The following is a 23,500-nucleotide window of genomic DNA, read 5'->3' as shown; positions in this document are numbered from 1 at the left end:
GCCGCCGGTTGGGTGGGTGTCAGTTCACCCGGAGATTACGCCACTGTCCAATTTCTACCACTTCCGAGACACGACCCCGACCATGATCTGACCTGCAGAAGGTTCAAGCAACCGGTTGATATGGCGCACCAGCGTCGATTTGCCCGACCCTGACAACCCCATGACACAGAACAGCTCGCCGCGTTCGATCTGGAATGTCGCGTCCGCCACGCCGACGACGCAGTTGAACCGCTTGAGCACCTCGGCCTTGCCGATCCCGTCGCTGCGAACCGCCGCCATGGCCTCATCAGCGCGTTTGCCGAAAACTTTCCAGACGCCTCGGGCGTCGATTGCAATATCCTTGGCCATTGCCGTGCCTTTCTTCTGGCTGCTGCAGGGCCCTGGCTTCGGTCAACCGGGGCCGTGCCGGTTCAGTTGAGGCCAAGCCAGCCGTCGATTGTTTCCCCATTGGCCGCGATCCAGGCGCTGACCACCTCGCCGACCTCCTTGCCTTCGACGACGACCTCAGCCGTCATCTGCGACAGGGCATCTTCTTCCATGTCGATATTGGCCAGAAAGGACGCGGCCGCCGGACTGCGGCTTTCAAGCGACCTTGAATAGGCCACTTTCACGGTCTTGATTTCATCACCGCTGGTGATCTTGGATTTGTTATACCAATCGGCGTCCTGATCGGGCTGGATCATCGTATATTGCTGGGGGTCGTATTCCGGCTCTTCGATCATCGTCACGTCGTACAGCGCGTGGACATAATGCGGGCTGTAGCAGTAGAACACGACGCCTTTGCGCTGCGCGATCGCGTCCTTCAGGCGAGAATAGAAAACCGTTTCGTCCTCGGTGCTGGGTTCCAGGAAGCTTTCGATGCCGTAGTCGCGGACCTTGACCTTGTGAATGTTCGTCGAAGACCAGCCCGAGGCGCCGACCCATATTTCGCCCTTGCCATCGCCGTCGAAATCGTACAGCGCCTGTGCATCCGGCGTGGCCAGATCAAAGATCGACCTGATATTGTGCTCTTCGGCCATATAGGTCGGCGTGCAGAAGCCGGCGCGACCTTCGTAAAAGCCGGACGAAAGCGCGACCGTCCCCTTCTGATCGACATATTCATCCGTCAGGGACGCCTGGTTGGGCAACCACACGTCAGGATGTACGTCGATATCGCCGCGCCCCCCGTCCATGGCCTCGAAGATCACCGCATTGGCGCCGGGCGCATAACCGACCTCGCCCCCAAGGCGACCTTCTATCACCTGCCCGATCAGATGGGCCATGATCTTGGCGCCGGGCCAGCTTGGCTCGCCCACCATGACTTTCTCCTGCGCCGTGGCCACAGAAGCCGCAAGCGCAAATACCGTAACGGTCGCCGTCGTGGTCAGATATCTCATTCTGCGTCTCCTGTTGATCGGCAAGCTTTTGTTCAGGCTCTTGCTTTCTTTCTTTGCGGATCGACGAAGGGAATGTCCGTCACGGATGCGCCAAGCCGCTTCATCCGTCCATTCATCATCCCGACGTCAAGCTCCGTTCCGTTCGCCGCGTGTTCCACTGCAATTCGCGCCATCGCGATGCTGCATTCGAGGGTCGGCGACCGCGTGGCCGAGGTGATCACCCCGACCTGCCGCTCGCCGCACAGCACAGGGGCGCCATGTGCCGGTACATCGGCGCAATCGAAGATCAGCCCTTTCAGCACGCGTCGGGGATCTGCGGCATTGCGCTTGAGTGCGGCTTGGCCGACGAAATCCGATTTGTTCAGATCGACGGCGAAGCCCAGCCCGGCCTCGAAGGCATCCACACCCGGTGCGAATTCTGCATCGGCGGCAGCAAGCCCGGCTTCGATCCGAATGATATCCAGTGCAGCCGAGCCCATGGGCGTGATCCCGAATTCCTCGCCCGCCTCCATCACCGCGTCCCACAGGGCAACCGCGTCGGACTTGGCGCAGAACAGTTCATAGCCAAGTTCGCCAGTATAACCCGAACGCGACAGCATGAAGGGACGCCCTTCGCGGTCGCCCAGTCGCGCAACGGTGACGCCGAACCATTTCAGCTGTTCAAGCGAGGGAACCGTCGGCTGGGTGAAGGTGATCTTGCGCAGCAGGTCCCGCGATCTTGGTCCCTGCACCGCGAGGTTCGGCAGCGCATTCCGCATGGCATTGATGCGAACCTGCCAGCCCTCTTGTCGAGCCAGTTCGGCCAGCACGCGGCCGCTTTCCTCGCTGCCGCAGCACCAGCGGAACAACTCGGGGCCGATGCGGAAAAGGGTGCCGTCATCGACGACGGTGCCACTGTCATCGCACATCAGCGCATAGGTGCCGCGCCAGACCGATAGCTTTGCGATATCGCGGGTCAGCGCCCGCTGCAGCAGGCGCTCGGCATCCGGGCCGACGATATCGTACTTCCGCAACCCGCTCATATCCTGGACGGTGACCGCGGTGCGGCAGGCCCAGTATTCCCCGATCGTGCCCACCGACGGGAAAGACACGGGCACCCACAGATCTCGTGCCGCCGAAAAGTGCTGGGTCAGCGGAGAGAGCCTTTCGTGGAAAGCGGATTCTTCGCTGATCAGCATCTGGGCGTCCTCTTTCTCGCGATAGGCGACGGCGCGGCGGATCGGCGTGTCGGGCCGATAGATGCGCACGTGAATGTCAGTGGGGTTCCAGCCGTTGATTGGGTCAAGATCATCGGGGCAGGCGGTTGAAACGCAGACCAAGTCGTCCATCGCGCACATGGTCACGTAATCGCCCGGGCGCGAATAGGATTCCTCGGTCAGGATGTGATGCGACCGGGCATCAATCCATGTGTTCCAAAAGAAGTTGATAGCGGGCCAAGCATTCCGACGGGCCACCCCAAACGGTTGCAGTGCATAGGACATGTTGTCCGAGCAGTTCAGGTGCCCTGGAAAACCACGTTCCTCATAACCTCGCGCCGTACAGGCAAGGCCGAAAGTGTCGTGACGCCCGCAGGTATCCTGCACCACATTCAACAGCGGGCGCATGTCCCGGTCAAAGAACTTGTCCAGAAGTCCCGGCCCCGGATAGGACCTCCGCACCATCGAACGCGTCGCGGTACTGTCGATCATCAGCTCTTCGCCGCGCAACAGGCCGTCGCCCCGAAATGCCATGAAGTCCGAACATTGCTGACCATGAACATCAATGATCTGGACATAGTCGCCCTTGCGAAGCTCATAGGCTTGCGCGGTACCGCGCAGGACCGTGAATTCGTCGCGCAGGTCGCCCAGAAGCGGCGGCAGAATCGGGGACCCGGTGTCGACCGGCTGGTGCGCGACGGCGATGGTACCACCCCCACTGCAGACAACCAAATCCTGCGCCGAGGCCGGACGCAGCAGCCAGACGGTTATCGCAGCAGTCGCCCGCAGAACGATGATCTCACCCGTTCCCTTGATCTGTGCCGCTTGGGGTAGCGCATTCGCATCGCCCCCGTTTCGCGCGATCCACCCTGCTAATCCTGTGCTGTCGAATCTGGTCGGATCGGGTGTATGCGATGCGGTAAGGCCTAGCTGCTCCAGAGCCTGACGACCTCGACCATCAAAGGCCAGAAGCTGAACGTGATCCAGTGGGGCAAGTCCATCCAATGAAAGAAGGTCGCCGGCTCCCAGGTCGATGCGAAGTGCCTGACGTGGCGCCAAGACGCAACGAATCGAGGTCGGCGCGCCGAACCCTGGAAAGGATCGGGCGCGTGAACGGAGGCCGATATTGCTGAACTTGCGTAGGGTGTAGTCATCAAACATCAGGTTATCCGTGGCAAGATGGGAATGTAACTAGTACCAAGCATTGATGTAACTGGTTACATGTGTCAAGGCTTTTATGACTTCATAGGGGGAAGGCGTGGCTGATGACGACAAAGATGGGCAGAAGACGGGCAAATCTGCGCGATGTTGCGGCTGCGGCGGGCGTGTCGGTTGCCACGGTTTCGCGCGTCCTGAACGCGCCCGAGGCAGTTACCCAAGAAACCCGCACACGGGTTCAAGCCGCGATAGATGAGCTGCGCTTTGTCCCGAGCGCGGCGGCACGTGCCATAAATTCGGGGCGTACCAGGATTGTCGGCGCCTTGATCCCGACACTCGACAACGCTATCTTTGCGCGCTTTCTGGATGCTGTCGAAAGCCAGCTGGCTCCATATCGCCTGTCGTTGATCGTTGCCACGACCAGTGATGACCCCAAACAAGAGGCGGAGAAGGCACAGCGTCTTGTCGATATCGGAGTGGAAGGGCTGATCGTGTCGGGCATCACCCACAGCGACGTGCTCTATCGGTTGATCGAACGGACACAGTTGCCCGCCATCGCAACCTCTTATTTCGACGCCGGCTATCGCTTCCCAACGATCGGCTATGACAATCGCGCCGCTGCCGAGATCGCGCTGCGGCACCTTACCGAACTTGGGCATCGCGATATTGCCGTCATCCATGGTCCAAAACACAACAACGACCGTACCCGCGCCCGCATCGCAGGGCTGAAAGACGCCGGACTGCCTGTCCGCTTGTCATTCCATCAAAGCCATCTGTCACTTGGTGGCGGCAGCACTGCTGCAAACCGTATTCTTTCCTCAGGAAAGCATGTCAGCGCGCTTCTGTGCCTGTCGGACGTCTTGGCCACGGGCGCGTTGTTCACACTGCGGTGCAATGGGATTGAGGTGCCACGTTCCATGTCCCTGATGGGCATAGATGACTTGCCCGCGTCCACATTCTCGGACCCGCCGTTGACGACAGTCCGGTTGCCGGTGCGTGAAATGGGTTGTGAGGCTGGCAAGGCGCTTGCCGATTGGGTCGAACAACAGCAGGTCCCGCAATCACAAGAACTGTGGCCGGAGTTGATTGTCAGGCAATCGACCGCCGGCGCTGCTGGTTAGTGCCGTACCCTCAGGAGCTCTGCTGCGGGTCCGCTCAAGATTTCGCAAGTTCTGCCCGCGCAGCGGAGACATTGTCCCTTATTCGCCCATGACCAGGATCGAACTGCTCGATGGGGGCGAGCACGCGAAGCTGGTCGCTACAGCCCGCCTGTGACATCCTCGACCTTATCCCGACCCCAATAAAAAAGATAGGCCTGCGGCACCTTCACCCCTGGTTGGCGGGCTGCCCGCGAATGTCCTTTCCCTGTCGCATGGTCAGCAGCTCTGCCCATTCGCATCGATGGCAGGTTCCACCCCAACCGTTCTCGCTTCCCAAGGAATGCTGAAAGCGGTCTTGACTGACCTTAGCCCATCCGCTCGCTGGAGTAGGATCCGGGCGAGGCCGGGAATACAACAGTCTTGTTGCCGTTCAGGAAGACCCGGTGATGGGCATGCGCATGGACTGCACGCGCCAGAACCTGGCTTTCGACATCGCGGCCGAGGCTTACGTAATCGGTCGCGCTTTGGGCGTGGGTGATGCGCACGATATCCTGTTCAATGATTGGGCCTTCATCCAGATCAGCGGTAACATAATGACTGGTCGCGCCGATCAGCTTCACCCCGCGTTCGTATGCCTGCTTGTAGGGGTTGGCACCCTTGAAGCTCGGCAGGAACGAGTGGTGGATATTGATGATCCGGCCCGACATCTTCTGGCACATCTCATCGGATAGAACCTGCATGTAGCGCGCCAGCACAATCAGTTCGGCCCCGGTTTCCTCGACGATCTTCATGATTGCGGCTTCGGCCTGGGACTTGTTCTCCTTCGTGACGCGGATGCAGTGGAAGGGGATATCGGCGTTCACCACAACTTTCTGGTAATCCATGTGGTTGCTGATCACGGCAACGATTTCCACCGGGAGGGCCCCGATGCGGACACGGTAAAGCAGGTCGTTCAGGCAGTGGCCGAAACGGCTGACCATGATCGCGACACGCATCTTGGCGGCCTCGTCATGAAACTGGAACAACATGCCGAATTCATTCGAGACGGGGGCGAAAGCCTCATTCAGTTCGGATAACGTAGCGCCCTCCTCTGGGGTAAAGCTGACACGCATGAAGAACTGGCCGGTTTCCTGGTCGTCGAACTGGCTGCTGTCAGTGATGTTGCAGCCATGATCGGCCAGGAAGGTCGAGATCGCTGCCACGATCCCGCGTCGCGAAGTGCACGTGACAGTGAGGCAGAATTTGGTCATTTCGGATCCTGTTGGCTCATGAGAAGGGGCTGATCCTCAAGCCCGTTCTGATGGCAGAACGCGCTGAGCGTATTGGCAAGAAGGCAGGCAATCGTCATCGGCCCGACCCCGCCTGGAACCGGGGTTATCGCGCCCGCGACACGGCGAACATTCTCAAAATCGACATCGCCGACAAGGGCAGGCTTGCCGTCGCGTTCAATGCGGTTGATTCCGACATCGATCACCGTTGCGCCAGGCTTGATCCATTCGGCGCGAACCAGTCCCGGAACCCCGGCCGCCACGACGACAATGTCGGCCATGCGAGCCAGATCCGGGATATTGGTAGAGTGTTTATGCGACACCATCACCGTGCAATCTGCATTCAGCAGCAGACGTGCCATCGGTTTGCCGACGATGTTTGAGTGTCCGATCACCAGAGCAGTCATGCCCCGGAAATCCGCATGGTATTGCCGCAGCATCATCATGCAGCCAAGCGGCGTGCAGGGCACGATCGCGTCCTGCCCGGTGCCGACCATCCCCACATTTGAGATATGGAACCCGTCCACGTCCTTGACCGGTGAGATCGCATTGATCACCGCCCGTGTATCCAGATGCGCGGGCAGCGGCAGTTGCACAAGGATTCCATGCACCTGTCGGTCGTCGTTCAGGCGATGGATCAGGTCGAGCAGGTTCTCCGCCCGTGTGTCGGAGGGTAGGCGATGCTCAAAGCTTCGCATTCCAGCTTCGACAGCCTGCTTTCCCTTGGCACGGACATAGACCTCGGAGGCCGGGTCCTGCCCCACCAGCACCACGGCAAGGCCCGGCGTCAGCCCGGTTCGGCCGTGCAGCATGGCGATCCGCTCTCGCACCTCGGCGCGCAGGGCCGCGGCGTAAGATCTGCCATCGATGATTTGGGCTGTCATTCTTACAGCTTTCCGGTCAGTTCCGGCACCACGGTGAACAGGTCGCCCACCAGGCTGTAGTCGGCGATCTGGAAGATCGGGGCTTCCTCGTCCTTGTTGATGGCGACGATGACCTTGCTGTCCTTCATGCCCGCCAGGTGCTGGATGGCCCCGGAGATGCCGACGGCCACGTAGAGCTCGGGCGCGACCACCTTGCCGGTCTGGCCGACCTGCCAGTCGTTCGGGGCATAGCCTGAGTCGACCGCCGCACGCGAGGCGCCGACCGCCGCGCCCAGCTTGTCCGCCAGCGCCTCGATCATTGCAAAGTTCTCCTTGGAGCCGATGCCCCGCCCGCCCGAGACCACGCGCCCGGCCGAGGTCAACTCGGGCCGGTCCGAGGCCGCGACTTCGTCGTTCACCCATTTCGACAGGCCCGGATCCTCGGCCAGCGTGGCATCGGCCACCGGGGCCGACCCGCCGGCGCCGGCGGCGTCAAAGCTGGCGGTGCGGACGGTCAGCACCTTCTTGGCATCGCGCGAGCGCACCGTCTGGATGGCGTTGCCGGCATAGACCGGACGCTCGAAGGTCGCCGCGTCGATGACCTTGGAGACGTCGGGGATCACCATCGCGTCCAGCAGCGCGGCCACGCGCGGCATCACGTTCTTGGCGTCCGTGGTGGCGGGGGAGGCGATATGGTCATAATCGCCGGCCAGGCTGACGATCAGCGCGGCGGTCGGTTCGGCCAGGCGGTGGCCATAGCGCGCGTCCTCGGCCACCAGCACCTTGGCGACGCCGGCGATCCCGGCGGCCTCGATGGCGGCGTCGCGGGCATGCGCACCCGCGCAGAGCACCGTCACCTCGCCCAGCGGCGTCAGCGCGGCGACCGCCTTGGCGGTGGCGTCGCGGTTCAACGTGCCGTGGTTGACTTCACCCAGAAGAAGAACAGCCATCAGATCACCCCCGCTTCTTTCAGCTTGCCGACCAGTTCGTCGACCGAATTCACCTTGATCCCCGCCTTGCGGCCCTCGGGCTCGCGGGTGTTGACCACCTCCAGTCGCGGCGTGACGTCGACGCCGTAATCGGCGGCGGTCTTCTCATCGAGCGGCTTCTTCTTGGCCTTCATGATGTTGGGAAGGCTGGCATAGCGCGGCTCGTTCAGGCGCAGGTCGGCGGTCACGATCGCCGGCAGCCTGACCTCGATGGTCTGCAGCCCGCCGTCCACCTCGCGCGTGACCTGGGCGGCGTCGCCCGCGATCTCGACCTTGGAGGCGAAGGCCGCCTGGCTCCAGCCCAGCAGCGCCGCCAGCATCTGCCCGGTCGCGTTCATGTCGTTGTCGATCGCCTGCTTGCCGGCGATGACCAGCCTGGGCTGTTCCTGATCGACCACGGCCTTGAGGATCTTGGCCACCGCCAGCGGCTCGATGTCCTGGTTCACGTCATCGGCGGCAACCACCAGGATCGCGCGGTCCGCGCCCATGGCCAGCGCCGTGCGCAGCGTCTCGGCCGCCTGCTTGACGCCGATGGACACCACCACGACCTCCTCGGCCGCGCCCTTTTCCTTCAGCCGGATCGCCTCTTCGACCGCGATCTCGTCAAAGGGGTTCATCGACATCTTGACGTTCGCCAGATCGACACCCGATCCGTCCGCCTTCACGCGGGCCTTCACGTTGTAGTCGATCACACGTTTTACCGGCACGAGGATCTTCATGGTTGCGCCTTTCGTCATATCTAATTGCAAGGTGTTAGACCTTCACCCGCTCGGCCTTCGGATCGTAGAACGGCTGCAACGACGCCTGGGCCCGCACCCGCTGACCGGCGATCTCGATCTCGTAATCCGAGGCCAGGAGATCCTGCACGCTTTCACCCTCGCAGGGGACATAGCCCATGCCCATCGCTGCCCCCAGATGGTGGCCATAGCCACCCGAGCTGAGGAAGCCGACGATGTTGCCATCGCGCAGGATCGGCTCGGCATGATACAGGAGCGGCTCGGGATCGGTCAGCTTGAACTGCACCAGTCGCGCGTTCAGCCCGGCCTCGCGCTTGCGCATGACGGCATCGCGGCCGATGTAATCGCCCTCGCCCTTCTTCAGCGCAAAGCCGAGACCTGCTTCCAGGATATGATCCTCGGCCGAGATATCATGCCCGAAGTGCCGGAAGCCCTTCTCCAGGCGGCAGCTGTCCATCATGTGCAGCCCGCACAGTTTTGCCCCCACGCCGCGGCCCGCCTCGCACAGCACCTCGAAGACATGGTTGGCCATGTCGGTGGACACATAGATTTCCCACCCAAGCTCGCCTACATAAGTGATGCGATGGGCGCGGGCCAGGGCCATGCCGATCTCGATGTCCTGCCATGTTCCGAAGGGATTGACTGCGTTCGAGAAGTCATTGGGCGAGACGCTCTGCAACAGCGCGCGGCTGTTTGGCCCCATAACGCAGATCACGGCCTCGGCGGCGGTCATGTCTGTCAGAATCACGCGGTGATCGCCCAGGTGACGGCGCATCCAGGCCTGATCGGCCTGCCGCGTCGCCGCCGGCGTGACGACCATGTACGCATCCTCGGCCAAGCGGCTGATGGTGACATCGGCCTCGATCCCCGCGCGACTGTTCAGGAACTGGCTGTAGACGATCTTGCCCACCGGCACCGACAGATCGCTTCCTGAGATGTGGTTCAGGAAGGTTTCCGCGTCCGGTCCCTCGACCCGGATCTTGCCGAAGGACGACATGTCGTAGATGCCGACATTATCGCGGATCGCCTTGTGTTCGCGGGCGGCATTGTCGAACCAGTTCTGGCGTTTCCACGAATATTCATATTCTGCCTTCTGCCCCGCGTCAGCGAACCAGTTCGCGCGTTCCCAGCCCGCCAGCTCGCCCATCACCGCGCCTTCTGCCCTCAAGGCCTCGTGCAGGGGCGAGCGGCGGATGCCCCGGGCGGTGGCCTTCTGGCGATAGGGGAAGTGATCGGCGTAAAGCAGGCCCAGCGTCTCCTTGGACCGCTCGAACAGGTAGTGCCTGTTTCCCTGGAAGGGCTGCATCCGGGCGATATCGACATCGCCCAAATCGAAGGGCTTTTCGCCGGTATCCATCCAGGATGCCAACGCGCTGCCCGCGCCGCCGGCCGACTGGATGCCGATGGAATTGAAGCCCGCTGCGACCCAGACATTGTCCATCTCGGGCGCTAGCCCCAGATGATAGGCGTCGTCTGGCGTAAAGCTTTCCGGCCCGTTGAAGAAGGTATGGATGCCGGTTTCCGCAAGGATCGGCAGACGTTTCACGGCCATTTCCAGGATCGGCTCGAAATGGTCGAAGTCCTCGGGCAGCTGGTCGAATTCGAAGTCCTCGGGGATGCCCTTCATCGCCCATGGCTTGGCGACAGGTTCGAATGCGCCCAAAAGGAATTTGCCTGCGTCCTCCTTGTAATAGGCGCATTCCTCGGGGACGCGCAGGACGGGAAGCTGCTGCAGGCCCGGCACGGTATCGGTGACGATGTAGAAATGCTCGCAGGCATGGAGCGGCACGTTGACGCCCATCTTGCGGCCGACCTCGTGACCCCACATGCCCGAGCAGTTCACGACGTGATCGCAATCGATCATGCCGCTTGCGCCCTCGGCCTCCCAGGACACGCCGGTGATACGGCGACCTTCGCGGCGAAAGCCCGTGACCTTGGTGCGTTCCAGCACCTGCGCGCCGCGCTGTTTCGCGCCTTTGGCCAGGGCCAGCGCGATATTGGCCGGATCGCCCTGCCCGTCCTTGCCCAGATAGACGGCAGCCTTCACCCCGTCGATGTTCAGATGCGGATAGCGGCTCTGCAGTTCCGAGGGGCTGATCTCCTCGACCTCGACGCCGAAGGCGCGAGCCATGGAGGCCTGCCGCAGGATCTCTTCACGCCTCTCTTCGGACAAGGCAACCGTGATAGAGCCGTTTCGCCGGAAGCCGGTCGCGACACCGGTTTCCTCTTCCAGGCTGCCATACAGTTCCTGACTGTATTTCGCGAGCCGCGTCATATTTTGCGAGGCCCGCAATTGCGCGATGAGACCCGCCGCGTGCCAGGTCGTGCCCGACGTCAGCTGCTTGCGTTCCAGCAGGACCACGTCCTTCCAGCCCAGCTTCGTCAGGTGATAGGCCACCGAGCAGCCGATCACCCCGCCGCCGACGATGACAACGCGTGCCTTTTCAGGGGGCAGTGCCATGTTCATTGTCCTTTCAAGCGCGGATGCGGCTGTTGTCGGCGTCCCAGAGGCAACTGTTTTCCTGCACGACAGCCTTCAGCCGCTGGCCATAGATTTCGATCTCGAGTTCAGTACCCGGCGTCGCGGCATCGCTTGCCAGCATCGCCATCGCGATGGCCTTATCGGTGCGATAGCCATAGGCCGAGGACAGGACCTCGCCCGCGCGAGTGCCGTCGTGGAATGCCGCGGCCATGTAGGGGGCGTCTCGCCGGCCAGGTTCGACAACCAGGGTTACAAGGCGACGGCTCGGAAGAGTTTGCGTCTGTAGCGCGGCTTTGCCAGGGAAGTCCTGCGGCTTTTCCAAGTTCACGAAGCGGCCGAGCCCGGTTTCCATCAGCGTGTAATCGCTGGACAGATCGCCCTTCCAGGACAGATAGCCCTTTTCAATCCGCATTGAGTTCAGCGCATACATTCCGAAGGGCGCGGCGCCTGCATCGCGGATCGCTTCATAGATGGTGGCGGCGTCGGCTGGAGAGGCGTGAACCTCCCAGCCCAACTCGCCGGCGAATGACACACGGGCCAGCATCGCGGGCCTGCCTGCCACTGTCGCCTGCTGATGCGACAGCCAACCAAGCGACAGATCGGCGTCCGAGATCCTGGCCAGCAGATCACGCGATTTCGGCCCCGTCACCAGCATTGCCGTCACATCGGCGCTGCGGTCGATCAGGGTTAGACCATCGGGCAGCTTGCGCGACAGTACCTCGTAATCGTGCCACTGCGCCACGGCGGCGGTCATCAGGGTGAACTCATCTTCGGCGTGGCGGATGCAAGACATCTCAGTGAGAACGCGGCCGCGATTGTCGGGGAAATAGATCAGATTCATGCGTCCAATCTTAGGCAAGCCGCCCGCGATCATGCCGCGCAGCCATTCGGCAGCTCCCTCGCCCGATAGGGAAAAGCGCGAAAACCCACAGAGGTCGATCACGCCGACACCGTCCCGCACGGCCTCGACCTCGGCACGGACGCGGGGTTCCCACGGCCCGCTGCGATCCCAGGTCAGGGTCGATTTCTCGGAGGTGTCATCGCCCGGCTTCGCAAACCAGTTCGCGCGTTCCCAGCCATTATAGGCGCCCATCTGCCCACCATCCGCAATCAGCCGAGCGTGGTTCGGCGACAGCTTGCGATTGCGTTCAGCCGGCCATTCGTGATGCGGGAAATGCATCGCGTATTCGTGGCCGTACGTCTCCATCGCCTTGCCAATGCAATAGGCGTCATCCGCATGTGTGGTAAAGCGGCGCGGATCGACCGACCACATGTCCCATTCGGTGCAGCCGTGCATGATCCATTCCGAAAGGACCTTGCCAGCACCGCCGCCCTGCGCGATCCCGAAAGTGAAGCTGTGAGCCTCGAACGCGTTTGGCACGCCAGGCATCGGTCCAATCATCGGCAGCCCATCGGGTGCATAGGGGATAGGGCCGTTGATATTGCGCTGGACACCCTGCGTCCCCAGGAGGGGCACGCGGGTCATCGCATCCTCGATATACCATTCGAGCCGGTCCAGATCGTCAGGATAGAGCTGGAAGCTGAAATCTTCCGGCATGTCCCGACCCGAAGCCCAACCTACCTGACAGTTCCGTTCATATGGTCCCAGGTTCAGCGAATACGTGTCCTGCCGCAGATAGTAAGAGCTATCCACGTCGCGCAGCATCGGCAGCTTGCGTCCCTGTTCCTTGGTCCAGGCAGCGACCTCGGGGATGGCTTCGGTCAGGAAATACTGGTGGCTCATCACCGTCAGGGGCACGGGGCGGCCGCCATGCGGCAGGAACCATTCGCCGACCCGCGCGGCATAGTAGCCCGCAGCGTTCACAACGTATTCGCAGCGGATATCGCCCTTTTCGGTATGGACGACCCATTCGCCATCCTTGCGGCTGACACCGATGGCCGGCGTGAAGCGCAGGATGGTGCCGCCATGCGTCCGCGCGCCCTTGGCCAGCGCCTGCGTAACCTGGCTGGGATCGATATCCCCGTCCAACGGATCCCAGAGCCCGCCTTCCAGGTCATGTGTTTCCATAAAGGGGAAATGCTGCCGCAGTTCCTCGGGAGTGCACATGTCCATGGTAAGACCCATATGGGCGGCCATGCCGCGCACGCGCTCGAATTCCATCATGCGCTCATGACTGTGGGCAAGACGGACTGCGCCAGTGACGTGATAGTTGATCGGATAATCCACTTCCTCGGCCAGGCCGCGATACAGTGCCAGCCCGTGGCGCTGCATATTCATCACGCCGTAATTCGCCGCAAAGTTTGGGCAGTTCCCCGCCGCATGCCAGGTCGAGCCCGCCGTCAATTCGTTCTTTTCCAGAAGGACACAATCCTTCCAGCCCGACTTTGCAAGATGATACAGCGCTGAGACGCCGACCACCCCACCGCCTATAATCACCACTCGTGCTGTTGACGGAAAAGTCATCCATGGACCTCTAAAAGAAAGTGAAACCGATCCGTAATCCTGCCGACAGATCGTATCTGGTGGTGGCGAAGAACTGCCCTTGCCCCCTTTTCGCGGCTCGCCGGATGCCCGGATGCCCGGATGCCCGGATGCCCGATGGCGACAGGGCCGAACCAGCCTTATCATGTGAAAATAGTGTCCGATTCTTCACGATCTGGCAATGAAATTTTGTCGTATTCTTTCATTTTATGCTGACGGCAAGAACTGGCGTTTTGACGTGCAAAAGCATCCTGATGCGTTATCGCGCAGGCAGAAAATGCATTGGGATACCGGTGAAGTTGGTTTTTCAGTGTTCTCTGATAACGAAGTGCTTCGTAGTTGTCTCGATGATTTCCCAATGGCCGGTAAAGCCGTTTGGAATCAGGAACGACTGGCCAGCCGTGAACTCGCGCCTCTCGCCGTTGCTTGCGATCAGGGCGCAGCGGCCCTCGATAATGTGGCAAAATTCGTCGCGATCGGTAAACGCATGCCATTTGCCGGGGGTTGAGGTCCAGATGCCCGCGATCACCGCCCCGTCAGGACTACGGAACAGCAGGTCGGTCTTGTGCTGGGGATCACCTTCGACCACCCGGTCGGGCAGATCTGCCAGGCGGCGCTGGCTGCTTTCGAGAGGCAGGTCGGTGAATGAGATGACCTTCATGGTATTTTCTTCCTTTTCGGGACAGTCTTGCCGGATCGCTCCCTTGCCGAGGGTCGGGCAACCTCAGCTTTGGCCTTTCCAGGGGACGAGCTTTCGTTCTGCGAGGCGCATGAGGACGTCAATTGCATAGCCGATCATGCCGATCAGGATGATGCCCATCAGGACGATATCGGTCAGCTGGAACTTCGAGGCAGCGATGATCATCATGCCCGCCCCTTTCTGCGCCGCGACCAGTTCGGCGGCCACGACCGTGCCCCAGCAGACGCCCATCGCCACCCGCGCACCGGTGAAGATCTCGGGCAGGGAATTGGGCAGGATCACATGCCGCAGCAGCTGCCATTTCGACGCGCCCAGCGAATAGGCGGCGTGGACCTTGGTGATGTTCACACCCGACACGCCCGCCCGCGCGGCGATGGTCATCACCCACAGCGCTGCTAGGAACAGCAGCACCACCTTGCCGGTTTCCCAAATGCCGAACCAGATGATCACCAGCGGAATCAATGCCAGCGGCGGCACCGGGCGCATGAACTCGACGATGGGATCGAACCAGCCGCGGAACCAGCCCGACAACCCCATCGCATAGCCAAGCGGAATTCCCACCAGAGACCCGAGGGCAAAACCGGCGAGAACCCGCAACAGCGAGGCGCCCAAGTGTTCCCATAGGGTAAAATTCTGGTAGCCCGTCTGCGTGATCTGGACGAAACGGCCGGCAACCGCCTCGGGCGAGGGAAGCCAGATCGGGTCCATCTGCAAACCCTTGTCGGCGACAAAGCTCAGGGTGCCCTTGGCGGTCATGCTGACCGTGCCGTGATCGACCCGCAGGCTGCCGCCTGGCGCGATAGCTCGGCCATCGACGCTGGTGGCCAGCGCGTCACCGGGCAACTGGATCAGCTGATCGCGCCCGCGGGGAATTGCGGCGACGACCGCATTGTCCGCCCCATCCTGCATCCCTTCCACCGGTGCCTCAATGCCGGCGAAGACCTGCACCTGGCCCTTGATCGGCTGGCCGTCCTCGCCGGTCGCCTGGTAGCTGAACCCGGTCTCGCCGATGAACGGCCCCGGCACATGGAACGGCACGAGGCGCGAGCCGGTAAAGGTGCCCCACAGCAGAAACACCACCAGGATCGAGATGGCCGAGGCCGCTCGATCTGGGGTGATCGCGCTTTCATCGCCAAAGGTCACCGTCTTGAGACTGGTGAAGTCATTGCGCGGCCTAATCCGGCGCCGGATCAAGCCGACCATCAGGGCAGCGCCCGCAAACAGCGCCGCATAGGCCACAAGGATTGCCAGTCCCGTCATGCCGCAGTCCCCTGACGACCCATGATCTCCTCTTCCATATTCCAGATCATCGACAGAATTTCTTCGCGACGGGCGGCGAAATCGGGCAGCTTCTTGATCTGCCTCAGGTCTTGACCTACGCCTTGATCGGCGAAAGGCAATTGGTATTCCTTGTAAATCCGGCCCGGTCGCGGGGCCATGACAATCAGCCTTTCCCCCAGCAGCAGCGCCTCTTCTACGGAATGGGTGATCAGGATCACGGTCTTCCCAGTCTCCTTCCACAGGTTCAGGACCATTGCCTGCATCTTCTCCCGCGTCAGCGCGTCCAGCGCTCCAAGCGGTTCGTCCATCAGGATGACATCGGGGTCATTGGCCAGGCACCGCGCCAGCGCGACGCGCTGTTGCATGCCGCCCGACAGCTCGTAGATCGCCTTCTCGCGGAAATCCTCCAGGCCCACGATCTCCAGAAGGTGATCGACATGGGCGCCGTATTGTGATTCCCGCTGACCAGCCATGCGTGGTCCGAACGAAACATTGTCACGCACGTTCATCCATTCGAACAGCGCACCCTTCTGAAACACTACGCCGCGTTCGGCGTCGGGGCCCTTGACCGCATGACCGTTCAACGTGATCTGCCCGCCCGTCGGCGCCAAAAATCCCGCCATTATGTTCAAAAGCGTTGATTTCCCGCACCCCGACGGCCCAAGGATCGACAAGAGTTGACCTGGCCTCAGATCCAGAGACACGTCCTGCAGCGCCTGAACATGCGACCCGTTCGCAAGGTCAAAGCGCATCGAGATATTCCTAAGCCTCAGGCCTGACATCAGCCATCTCCTACCTTCGGGAAAGCCGGTGGACGTTCCGCCGTCCGCCGCATCGGTCAGCGCGCAGCAGCAGACTGCAGCGGCGCAAGATCGACAAATTCGGCATAACTGTCCTGGACCGACGGAATGTTCCCAAGCTCCTGGAACATCGACGCCACACCATCGAAATAGCCGGTCACACGACCGCCCAGCCAGTCGTCGGACAGCTGCTGTTCGGGAGAGAGGAACTTGAAATTGTCGATTACGGCCGCTGCGGCTTCCTGATCCATCCCCGCGTCCTGCGCGATGACGGGCAGCATTTCATCCCGCTTGTCGCCCGCGTTCCACATTTCGTTCATTTCGGCTGTCAGTGCCACGAAATCAGCCAGCAATTGCGGCTGTTCGGCGGCAAAGCTGCCTGTCGTGGTGGTCAGATCAAAGGCCAGAATTCCGGCGGCTTCCTTCTCATCGCCGCTTAAAAGCACGTTGCCGTATTCCATCATGCGGTTCAGCGCACCGCCCCATCCGCAGGCCATGTCGATGCTGCCCTGCTCAAAAGCGGCAGCTGCCTCGGCCGGGGCCATGTCGACGATGATCATGTTGGCAGGATCGACGCCGAAATGGGCCATCTGCTGCAGAAACCCGTAATGCGCGATGGTGCCGACCGGCAGCGCGACCCGCGCGCCCGCCAGTTCACCCACACTATCCTTGTCGATTTCCATCCGAGATGCGACGACGCAATTGTCGTTATCGGAATAGGACGCCGCGATATCGACGACCTTCAGGTCCTGCCCCGCGGAAGTTGCAACCACAAAGGGCGGCACGCCTTGGCTGAGCGCAATCTGCACATCGCCTGCAGCCATCGCCGCCGACATCGCGGTGCCGGAATCAAAAGCAACCCAGTTGACGGACACGCCCAATTTCTTGTCATAAAGACCGTTGGCCTTGGCGTATTGGAAGGGCATGGGCCATTCCTGAAAATAGGCGACGGTCACCGAGTCTTGCGCGACTGCGGCATGTGCAGTGAATGAGGCAAGCAGGGCCATCGGTCCCGTCAGATATATGATCTTCATATCGTATCCTCTGTTGGTGTGACGCTTCAGACTGCAGGCGGAGCATGCAGTCGTCAGTTTGCCGCCAGTTGGTCCGACGGTCGGGCTTCTGGAAAGGCAATCAGCTGCGGTCGCGCGCTCCGCACTGAACTATCGACCACCCCTACAGCTTGGCAGGGGAGGTATCGCTTTTGGCGGCGATCGAATTATCGATCAGGCAGTAGCTGGGAAGGTGTCTACGCTCCCGGTTAATAAATCGGCGGCGAGATCACCCACAACGCTACCGCAGTTTCGGAATAGGGGTTTGACCAGGAATAGGGCTCGTTCCGGATGCGGAAACTGTCGCCCGGCCCGACCGTGAAGGTCTGATCGCCAAAGGACAGGTCTAATTGCCCGGCAAGCATGAACCCGATTTCCTGCGTCTCCCGGCGCACCGGTTTCGGCAATGAATGCCCCGGCAGAAAGGACGAATGAACGATCTCGAAGCTGTCAGTGAGATCGGGCGAAATCAGCGCCTCGATCAGACCTTCTGACCGATGGCCAACGGCGCGACGCCGCCCGGCGCGGACGATTCGGCCTTCTTCCTGTGGTACCTCGGCCTGCGGTTGCCGCAAAAGGGATGGCGCCACATCCAGAATTCTTGCCAGCTTTTGAAGGTCGTCGGGTTTGATGCGCGACACATCCCGTTCGACCTGTGACATCCAGCCTAAGGATCTATTCATCGCCTCGGCCATTTGAGCCAAGGTGAGAGAGCGGTTCTTCCTTAAAGTCCGAAGGTCTGCGCCCGAAGTCACGAATCATTCTCCTCCCTTTAGATGATGGTGCCTATCTACGTGAAATTCTCAACACTTATTTCATACTGCAATTTGCAGACCTTCTCGGTAAGGAAATGACGTTGATGGCGTGACCTGTGAAGACCCTAGCCAGCCAGAAGCACCGCGCCCTGCTGCGCAGCCGCAAGCTCCTGCAGGAAAAGGATCCCGTCGGCGCGAACCTCGACCGCATCCAGATCGTCAAGTGCTGGGTCGATGCGGCAGGCGAGCCGCAGGAGCGCATCATCGACGTGGTCTGGTCGGATGGGCGCGTGCCCGGCGCCGACGCCGCCTGCCCCCCGAGCGCAACACGGTCGACGCCGCGACCGCGACCTATACCAACGACATTGGCGCGCCCGACCTCATCGGGCACTGGACCGACGACGACTTCGATCCATCGCAGCCCGCGCTCTACTACGTGCGCGTGATCGAGATCCCGACCCCGCGCTGGACAACCCACGATGCCGTCCGCAACGGCATGCCGCTACTCGAAGGGATGCCGGTCACGCTTCAGGAACGGGCCTGGACTTCGCCTATCTGGTACCTGCCATGAATGGACGTGCGGCCATGCCGACAAGCAGACAGCCGCTGCGGGTCGCTGCGCTCGGCACCGCGCTTGCGCTCGCCGCTGCGCCGGCGCTGGCGGTCGAGGGCGGGATCGGCGCCTACCTCATGGGCACGCGGGACATCTTCGCCGGGATTGTCCTGCCGCCCGGCACCTACCTGTCCTTCACTTACGACTACCTCGAAGGCAGCGCCGACGGCCTGTCGGTCGGCGGCCTTCCGATCCGGGCGGACACCGACCTGAAGCCCAACCTCCTGCGGGTCGGGATCACGCAGTCGTTCGCGACCGAGCTGTGGGGCGGCACCCCGGCCGTCAACCTGACCATCCCCATCGTGAGCCACGATCTGACCTGGACTGCCGTCGCAACGCCCTCGACGGAGCGGCAATCGACGACAGTACGTCCGGTGTGGGCGACCTGATCCTGACCGGGCTCGTCGGCTGGCATCGCGACAAGCTGCACTACAGCACTGGTCTGTCCATCTATACACCCACAGGCGACTACCAGCTCGCGCGCGTGAACGTGCAAGAGAGAACCGTCGACGCCCCTGTCGAACGGCAAAAACGTCTGGAGATTCCAGCCCTTCGTCGCGGCCACGTGGCTCGACACCTACACAGGGCTGGAGGCCTCGGGCGCGGTAAGCCTTCTGTTCAGTTCCGAGAACAGTGCCACCAACTACCAGACTGCCCCGGCCATCCAGCTCGAATGCGCGGTGGTCCAGCGCATCTGGTCGGGATGGGGCTTCGGCCTGAAGGGTTACCTCTACCAGCAGCTCGACGACGACAGCGGAAGCGACGCGGAACAGACCCGCTCGGCGCTCGGCGCGGACAGCCTTCAGGCGCGGGTCGCGGGGGCCGGTCCTATCATCATCTACAGCGGAGGAAAGCTCGTCGGCGCCGATGTCAGCCTCAAAATGAATTACGTGACCGAGTTCGCTGCCAAGCGGCGCTTCGACAGCGATACCTTCACGGTCAGCCTCGCACTCTCCTTCTGAGGGCCGGCAGGATGAGATCCGCCCCGGCCGCGACACGAGGAACTACGAATACGGGTTCCAGCGCACAGATTTTTCTTGGCTGGCATCAGGAGGGTTCCGGGTGGCGGCTCCTCGTGTCGCCACCCCTTTCGAGAGTTGGTCGCAGGAATTCGGACCAGTTGCTAAGCTTTGGCGATTGACGAAGGACTGGTCCGTATGACGAAGCGGAAACGCTATTCGGCCGAGCTCAAGGCGAAGGTGGCTCTTGAAGCCATCCGTGAGGAGTTGACCGCGGCAGAGTTGGCCAAGAAGTACGACATCCACCCCACCATGATTACGGGCTGGAAGAGAACTGCGATCGAGAACATGGCTTCCGTCTTTGGCAGCAAGAAGGCTGCTGAGCCGACGATATCCGGTCAGGAGGTTGAGATGCTGCATGCCAAGATCGACCAGTTGGTTGTGAAGACGGGATTTTTTGTCCGCAGCCTCCAGGCTCATTCTCAGTCCTCGGCTGGAAATCACCCGTGGCCTTCGAACAGAGGGCCGCCTAACATGAACACCTGACCGGAACAGAACCGGTGCAGGTCCAGAGTGCTTTGGTCGGCCCTCTGACCGTCACGCCTGAAGCACAAGGTTGCATCGATCCCCGGATACACCACATGATTGCTCAAGCTACGTGGCAGGGTGGGTGATTGGACAAGCTTTCCGCCATGCAGGCCTATTGCCGGATCGTCGATCGCGGCAGCTTTACCCGTGCCGCCGAGGATCTTGGCGTCTCCGCCGCCCTTCTCAGCCGCGAAGTCAGCCGCCTGGAGGCGAGCCTCGGGGTGGCGCTTCTCAGCCGGACCACCCGGCGGATGACCTTGACCGAGGCAGGCCGCACCTATTATGACGAGGCGTTGGTCATCCTGCAGGCGGTGGGCAGCTTCGAGGAGCGTATCCAGAAAACAGCGGGGGTCGTCAGCGGACATCTGAAGGTGAACGCGCCATCGTCCTTCGGACAGGTGGTGGTTGCACCCATGCTGCCCGGGTTCTGCAAACAGTATCCCGACCTGCGCGTCAGCCTGACGCTGGACGACCGCGTGATCGACATGGTCGAGGGCGGGTTCGACCTGACGCTGAGGATCCGGTCCAGCATGAAGGATTCCACCCTGCGGGCCCGCAAGCTGGGCGAAGTACGGGTAGGGATCTTCGCCTCTGCCGACTACCTGGCGCGGAACGGCAGCCCTACGACACCTGAAGACATCCGCCACCACCAGACTTGCGGATATCTCTTGTCCGAGCACCTGGACACATGGGACCTCACCGGTCCCGGCGGGGAGATCTCGGTGCCCGTCGATCCCAAGGTCAGGGTGGGCAACAGTTTTGTGTTGGTGGAGCTGCTGGTGGCCGGGATGGGCCTTGGAACGCTCCCCGACTTCATTTCCGGCCCGGCCGAGGAAGCCGGAGTGCTGGTTCGCGTGCTTCCCGACTACGCTTTGCCGACCCGCGCGGTCTGGGCGGTGCTGCCAGCAGGGGCGCGACAGGACGGCAGGGTCGGCGCCTTCCTGCGGGCGCTGAAGGAGGCAATTTCGGACCTGCATTCATGAGCCTGCGTAAAGACTGATTTGCCGCAGGACGGATTTTTCCGCCGCCGCCAATGACCGATCTCTGGAACAGTGCAACAGCTATCCCAGAGGAAGCCATGACCCGAATTCTCGTTCTTTACTATTCCAGCTACGGCCATGTTCGCGCAATGGCTAAGGCTGTGGCGGACGGCGCAGCCGAAGTCCCTGGCACTGTCGTCGACGTAAAACGCGTGCCCGAAACGGTGCCCGAGGCCGTTCGGCAAAGCTCGGGCTTCATTGCGGATGACACGACTGAGGCCCAGCCTTCGGAGCTGGCCGATTATGACGGCATCATCTTCGGCACCCCGACCCGCTTTGGCCTGATGGCCGGGCAGATGAAGCAGTTCCTTGACCAGGCGGGCGGCCTCTGGGCCCGCAACGCCCTGGTCGGCAAGGTTGGTGCCGTCTTCGCCTCGACCGGGTCGCAGCACGGCGGGCACGAGGCGACGCTTCTGTCGACCCAGATCCCGCTGCAGCACTTCGGCATGCTGATCGCGGGCCTGCCCTACAGCTTTGCCGGACAGACCACCTCTGAGCGCATCATTGGCGGGGCGCCCTACGGCGCTGGCACCATCGCCGGGGCCGATGGATCGCTCCTCCCGAACGAGGTCGACCTTCGGGGCGCACGCTTCCTTGGGGCCCATGTTGCGGAGATCGCCGCGAAACTGACCGCCGGTGCCGCCCTGCGCGCAGCGGCCTGACATTCCAAACCAAGCCTAAAGGAAACCGCCATGCTTCGCAGGTATCTTCACGCCATGCGGACCCGTCGGGCCGCGGCTGCAGCTGACGCACTTGCAGTCAGGGTCGGCCCGCATATCGCACGAGACATCGGCCTGGATTACCCCACCCAGCAGGCCGTTCGCGTCTCCATGAACCCCATCACCTAGGGGGTTGGTAATGGCGCGCGTGGCAGACTTGGCGCTGACGGCGGTGGCCCCGGCAGTCTGGGGCACCACTTACCTGGTGACTACAGAATGGCTTCCCGATGGCTATCCGCTGACCCTTGCGGCGCTGCGGGCCTTGCCCGCGGGCCTGCTGCTTTTACTGGTTACGCGCCACTTTCCTCCCCGGGACTGGATCGGCCGGGTCTTTGTGCTGGGAACGCTAAACTTCTCGATCTTCTGGGGGCTGCTCTTCGTGGCGGCATACCGGCTCCCCGGGGGTGCCGCTGCAACGATCGGGGCGCTCCAGCCGCTGATGGTGATGGTCTTCGCGCGCGGTCTCCTGGGTCAAGGTCTGCGGCCGATGGCAGTCACGGCGGCACTTGCCGGGGCAGCGGGCGTGGCGCTGATGTTGGTCGGCCCCGACACGGCCTATGACCCCTTGGGCGTTGCCGCCGCAGCAGTGGCGACGGTCTCCATGTCCGCAGGCACCGTCCTCAGCCGGAAATGGCAGCCACAAGTCCCGGTTCTTGCCTTCACCGCCTGGCAGCTGACCGCGGGCGGGCTGGTGCTGTCCCTTCTCGCGGTGCTCTTCGAGCCGCCGCTGCCCGAGCTGACTCTGTCCCACGTCGCGGGGCTTGCGTGGCTGGTGCTGATTGGGGCGGCGCTGACCTACGGCCTCTGGCTGCGCGGGATCGCACGTCTGGAACCGCAGACGGTCTCCCTTCTCGGGATGCTAAGCCCCGTCGTCGCGGTCGTGCTTGGCTGGCAGGTCCTCGGTGAGGCGCTGGGACCGGTCCAGGTGCTGGGGGCGGTCGCAGTGTTGATGTCGATCTGGATCGGTCAGCGGGTATCACGACCCAAGGGAGCCTGATGTCCTCGCCTGGCGCGACCGTCAACAATAACCTCGGAAACGAAGACCACGCATCCAAACGGGCCCCTCCAACCGGAGTGGCCCGCTTTACTTTTCAGTGCCCCAGTGCGCTACGGCGGGGGCATAGGTGCTTCCGGTGGGCAGGGAGCCGGCGTCGACCAGTTGCACTTGGATCGACCCCAGGGCCAGTGCGATCACTATCGCGGTGGCGAGGAACCCGGAGGACAGACGCGACATGATCGGAACCCTTACGCGGCCTAAGCGGCGGGAAGCCTGCCTCGACAAGAACGGTCTCAATCTCCGCTCGCGAAGCGGCCACTTCCAGCACGGTGATTTGCTTTCGCCGCTCGCCATTCGAAAGCCTGATCCTGCGCGAGCCGGAGC

Annotated in this window: 21 protein-coding genes and 3 pseudogenes; 9 read left to right on the top strand and 15 right to left on the bottom strand. The window is 62.0% G+C overall.

Features of this window, described 5'->3' with window-relative positions; genetic code table 11:
- Positions 1 to 78: 78 nt before the first annotated feature.
- From OU682_RS19495 to OU682_RS19485, 3 genes and pseudogenes are all read right to left on the bottom strand, one after another.
- A pseudogene (locus OU682_RS19495) lies at positions 79 to 348 on the bottom strand (ATP-binding cassette domain-containing protein); the annotation flags it as partial.
- 62 nt (positions 349 to 410) lie between these two features.
- Positions 411 to 1,400: an ABC transporter substrate-binding protein gene (locus OU682_RS19490; protein WP_329609836.1), complete on the bottom strand. Its 990-nt coding sequence runs from the start codon at positions 1,398 to 1,400 to the stop codon at positions 411 to 413.
- Between the two features lie 8 nt (positions 1,401 to 1,408).
- Positions 1,409 to 3,733, bottom strand: a complete 2,325-nt coding sequence (locus OU682_RS19485) for a DUF1989 domain-containing protein (protein WP_268943877.1) — start codon at positions 3,731 to 3,733, stop codon at positions 1,409 to 1,411.
- Between the two features lie 104 nt (positions 3,734 to 3,837).
- Here OU682_RS19485 and OU682_RS19480 point away from each other — a divergent pair, with 104 nt between their 5' ends.
- Positions 3,838 to 4,851: a substrate-binding domain-containing protein gene (locus tag OU682_RS19480; RefSeq protein WP_268943876.1), complete on the top strand. Its 1,014-nt coding sequence runs from the start codon at positions 3,838 to 3,840 to the stop codon at positions 4,849 to 4,851.
- A gap of 344 nt (positions 4,852 to 5,195) precedes the next feature.
- On the opposite strand, the gene purU is transcribed toward OU682_RS19480, so the two are convergent.
- From purU to OU682_RS19425, 11 genes are all read right to left on the bottom strand, one after another.
- Complete coding sequence (gene purU / locus OU682_RS19475) at positions 5,196 to 6,080, bottom strand: formyltetrahydrofolate deformylase (protein ID WP_268943875.1); 885 nt, start codon at positions 6,078 to 6,080, stop codon at positions 5,196 to 5,198.
- On the bottom strand, positions 6,077 to 6,982 hold the full coding sequence (locus tag OU682_RS19470) for a bifunctional 5,10-methylenetetrahydrofolate dehydrogenase/5,10-methenyltetrahydrofolate cyclohydrolase (protein ID WP_268943874.1): 906 nt from the start codon (positions 6,980 to 6,982) through the stop codon (positions 6,077 to 6,079). Before OU682_RS19470 ends, purU begins: the two co-directional genes overlap by 4 nt.
- A gap of 2 nt (positions 6,983 to 6,984) precedes the next feature.
- Positions 6,985 to 7,911 carry an electron transfer flavoprotein subunit alpha/FixB family protein gene (locus OU682_RS19465; protein ID WP_268943873.1) on the bottom strand — a complete coding sequence of 309 codons (927 nt, stop codon included), beginning with the start codon at positions 7,909 to 7,911 and terminating at the stop codon, positions 6,985 to 6,987.
- A complete protein-coding gene (locus tag OU682_RS19460; RefSeq protein ID WP_268943872.1) occupies positions 7,911 to 8,669 on the bottom strand; it encodes an electron transfer flavoprotein subunit beta/FixA family protein in 759 nt (252 codons plus the stop codon). Before OU682_RS19460 ends, OU682_RS19465 begins: the two co-directional genes overlap by 1 nt.
- Positions 8,670 to 8,703: 34 nt before the next feature.
- Positions 8,704 to 11,148 carry a GcvT family protein gene (locus OU682_RS19455; RefSeq protein WP_268943871.1) on the bottom strand — a complete coding sequence of 815 codons (2,445 nt, stop codon included), beginning with the start codon at positions 11,146 to 11,148 and terminating at the stop codon, positions 8,704 to 8,706.
- A gap of 13 nt (positions 11,149 to 11,161) precedes the next feature.
- Positions 11,162 to 13,594: a GcvT family protein gene (locus OU682_RS19450; protein WP_268943870.1), complete on the bottom strand. Its 2,433-nt coding sequence runs from the start codon at positions 13,592 to 13,594 to the stop codon at positions 11,162 to 11,164.
- 325 nt (positions 13,595 to 13,919) lie between these two features.
- Positions 13,920 to 14,273: a cupin domain-containing protein gene (locus tag OU682_RS19445; RefSeq protein ID WP_268943869.1), complete on the bottom strand. Its 354-nt coding sequence runs from the start codon at positions 14,271 to 14,273 to the stop codon at positions 13,920 to 13,922.
- 63 nt (positions 14,274 to 14,336) lie between these two features.
- On the bottom strand, positions 14,337 to 15,572 hold the full coding sequence (locus OU682_RS19440) for an ABC transporter permease (RefSeq protein WP_371832280.1): 1,236 nt from the start codon (positions 15,570 to 15,572) through the stop codon (positions 14,337 to 14,339).
- Positions 15,569 to 16,375: a taurine ABC transporter ATP-binding protein gene (locus OU682_RS19435; protein WP_268943868.1), complete on the bottom strand. Its 807-nt coding sequence runs from the start codon at positions 16,373 to 16,375 to the stop codon at positions 15,569 to 15,571. Before OU682_RS19435 ends, OU682_RS19440 begins: the two co-directional genes overlap by 4 nt.
- Before the next feature lie 56 nt (positions 16,376 to 16,431).
- Positions 16,432 to 17,400, bottom strand: coding sequence for a taurine ABC transporter substrate-binding protein (locus OU682_RS19430; RefSeq protein ID WP_268943867.1), 969 nt, complete (start codon positions 17,398 to 17,400; stop codon positions 16,432 to 16,434).
- Between the two features lie 254 nt (positions 17,401 to 17,654).
- Positions 17,655 to 18,200 (bottom strand): helix-turn-helix domain-containing protein, encoded by a 546-nt coding sequence (locus OU682_RS19425; protein ID WP_268943866.1) that lies wholly within the window; start codon positions 18,198 to 18,200, stop codon positions 17,655 to 17,657.
- Positions 18,201 to 18,316: 116 nt separating this feature from the next.
- Here OU682_RS19425 and OU682_RS19420 point away from each other — a divergent pair.
- The 8 genes and pseudogenes from OU682_RS19420 (at position 18,317) to OU682_RS19390 (ending at position 23,116) form a co-directional block, all read left to right on the top strand.
- Positions 18,317 to 18,771 (top strand): annotated as a pseudogene (locus OU682_RS19420) (DUF3604 domain-containing protein).
- Positions 18,772 to 18,785: 14 nt separating this feature from the next.
- The gene (locus tag OU682_RS19415; protein WP_268943864.1) at positions 18,786 to 19,202 is read left to right on the top strand and encodes a transporter family protein; all 417 of its coding nucleotides are present in this window, start codon (positions 18,786 to 18,788) and stop codon (positions 19,200 to 19,202) included.
- A pseudogene (locus OU682_RS24330) lies at positions 19,190 to 19,240 on the top strand (hypothetical protein); the annotation flags it as partial. The gene OU682_RS19415 and the pseudogene OU682_RS24330, both read left to right, overlap by 13 nt.
- 88 nt (positions 19,241 to 19,328) lie before the next feature.
- Entirely contained in the window at positions 19,329 to 19,775 is a 447-nt protein-coding gene (locus tag OU682_RS19410) for a transporter (RefSeq protein ID WP_268943878.1), read from the top strand.
- 195 nt (positions 19,776 to 19,970) lie between these two features.
- Positions 19,971 to 20,318 (top strand): transposase, encoded by a 348-nt coding sequence (locus OU682_RS19405; RefSeq protein ID WP_268943863.1) that lies wholly within the window; start codon positions 19,971 to 19,973, stop codon positions 20,316 to 20,318.
- A gap of 128 nt (positions 20,319 to 20,446) precedes the next feature.
- Positions 20,447 to 21,343 carry a LysR family transcriptional regulator gene (locus tag OU682_RS19400; protein WP_268943862.1) on the top strand — a complete coding sequence of 299 codons (897 nt, stop codon included), beginning with the start codon at positions 20,447 to 20,449 and terminating at the stop codon, positions 21,341 to 21,343.
- 95 nt (positions 21,344 to 21,438) lie between these two features.
- On the top strand, positions 21,439 to 22,062 hold the full coding sequence (wrbA, locus tag OU682_RS19395) for an NAD(P)H:quinone oxidoreductase (protein WP_268943861.1): 624 nt from the start codon (positions 21,439 to 21,441) through the stop codon (positions 22,060 to 22,062).
- 196 nt (positions 22,063 to 22,258) lie between these two features.
- Positions 22,259 to 23,116, top strand: a complete 858-nt coding sequence (locus tag OU682_RS19390; RefSeq protein ID WP_268943860.1) for an EamA family transporter — start codon at positions 22,259 to 22,261, stop codon at positions 23,114 to 23,116.
- A gap of 87 nt (positions 23,117 to 23,203) precedes the next feature.
- Here OU682_RS19390 and OU682_RS19385 read toward each other — a convergent pair whose 3' ends face one another.
- Positions 23,204 to 23,353, bottom strand: coding sequence for a hypothetical protein (locus OU682_RS19385; RefSeq protein ID WP_268943859.1), 150 nt, complete (start codon positions 23,351 to 23,353; stop codon positions 23,204 to 23,206).
- Positions 23,354 to 23,500: the final 147 nt, after the last annotated feature.

Origin of the sequence: Paracoccus benzoatiresistens (assembly GCF_026913015.1) — a bacterium.
GTDB lineage: Bacteria > Pseudomonadota > Alphaproteobacteria > Rhodobacterales > Rhodobacteraceae > Paracoccus > Paracoccus benzoatiresistens.
Note: the sequence above shows the minus strand (reverse complement) of the source record. Positions and strands in the feature narration are given on the sequence as shown.

Bases quoted from the DNA above. Each gene is read 5' to 3' on its own strand.
- OU682_RS19430 (WP_268943867.1), bottom strand. From the start codon at position 17,400: ATGGCCCTGCTTGCCTCATTCACTGCACATGCCGCAGTCGCGCAAGAC.
- OU682_RS19405 (WP_268943863.1), top strand. From the start codon at position 19,971: ATGACGAAGCGGAAACGCTATTCGGCCGAGCTCAAGGCGAAGGTGGCT.
- OU682_RS19440 (WP_371832280.1), bottom strand. From the start codon at position 15,572: ATGACGGGACTGGCAATCCTTGTGGCCTATGCGGCGCTGTTTGCGGGC.
- OU682_RS19435 (WP_268943868.1), bottom strand. From the start codon at position 16,375: ATGTCAGGCCTGAGGCTTAGGAATATCTCGATGCGCTTTGACCTTGCG.
- OU682_RS19460 (WP_268943872.1), bottom strand. From the start codon at position 8,669: ATGAAGATCCTCGTGCCGGTAAAACGTGTGATCGACTACAACGTGAAG.
- OU682_RS19415 (WP_268943864.1), top strand. From the start codon at position 18,786: ATGCCGACAAGCAGACAGCCGCTGCGGGTCGCTGCGCTCGGCACCGCG.
- OU682_RS19465 (WP_268943873.1), bottom strand. From the start codon at position 7,911: ATGGCTGTTCTTCTTCTGGGTGAAGTCAACCACGGCACGTTGAACCGC.
- OU682_RS19450 (WP_268943870.1), bottom strand. From the start codon at position 13,594: ATGACTTTTCCGTCAACAGCACGAGTGGTGATTATAGGCGGTGGGGTG.
- OU682_RS19480 (WP_268943876.1), top strand. From the start codon at position 3,838: ATGACGACAAAGATGGGCAGAAGACGGGCAAATCTGCGCGATGTTGCG.
- OU682_RS19485 (WP_268943877.1), bottom strand. From the start codon at position 3,733: ATGTTTGATGACTACACCCTACGCAAGTTCAGCAATATCGGCCTCCGT.
- OU682_RS19390 (WP_268943860.1), top strand. From the start codon at position 22,259: ATGGCGCGCGTGGCAGACTTGGCGCTGACGGCGGTGGCCCCGGCAGTC.
- purU (WP_268943875.1), bottom strand. From the start codon at position 6,080: ATGACCAAATTCTGCCTCACTGTCACGTGCACTTCGCGACGCGGGATC.
- OU682_RS19455 (WP_268943871.1), bottom strand. From the start codon at position 11,148: ATGGCACTGCCCCCTGAAAAGGCACGCGTTGTCATCGTCGGCGGCGGG.
- OU682_RS19470 (WP_268943874.1), bottom strand. From the start codon at position 6,982: ATGACAGCCCAAATCATCGATGGCAGATCTTACGCCGCGGCCCTGCGC.
- OU682_RS19445 (WP_268943869.1), bottom strand. From the start codon at position 14,273: ATGAAGGTCATCTCATTCACCGACCTGCCTCTCGAAAGCAGCCAGCGC.
- OU682_RS19385 (WP_268943859.1), bottom strand. From the start codon at position 23,353: ATGTCGCGTCTGTCCTCCGGGTTCCTCGCCACCGCGATAGTGATCGCA.
- wrbA (WP_268943861.1), top strand. From the start codon at position 21,439: ATGACCCGAATTCTCGTTCTTTACTATTCCAGCTACGGCCATGTTCGC.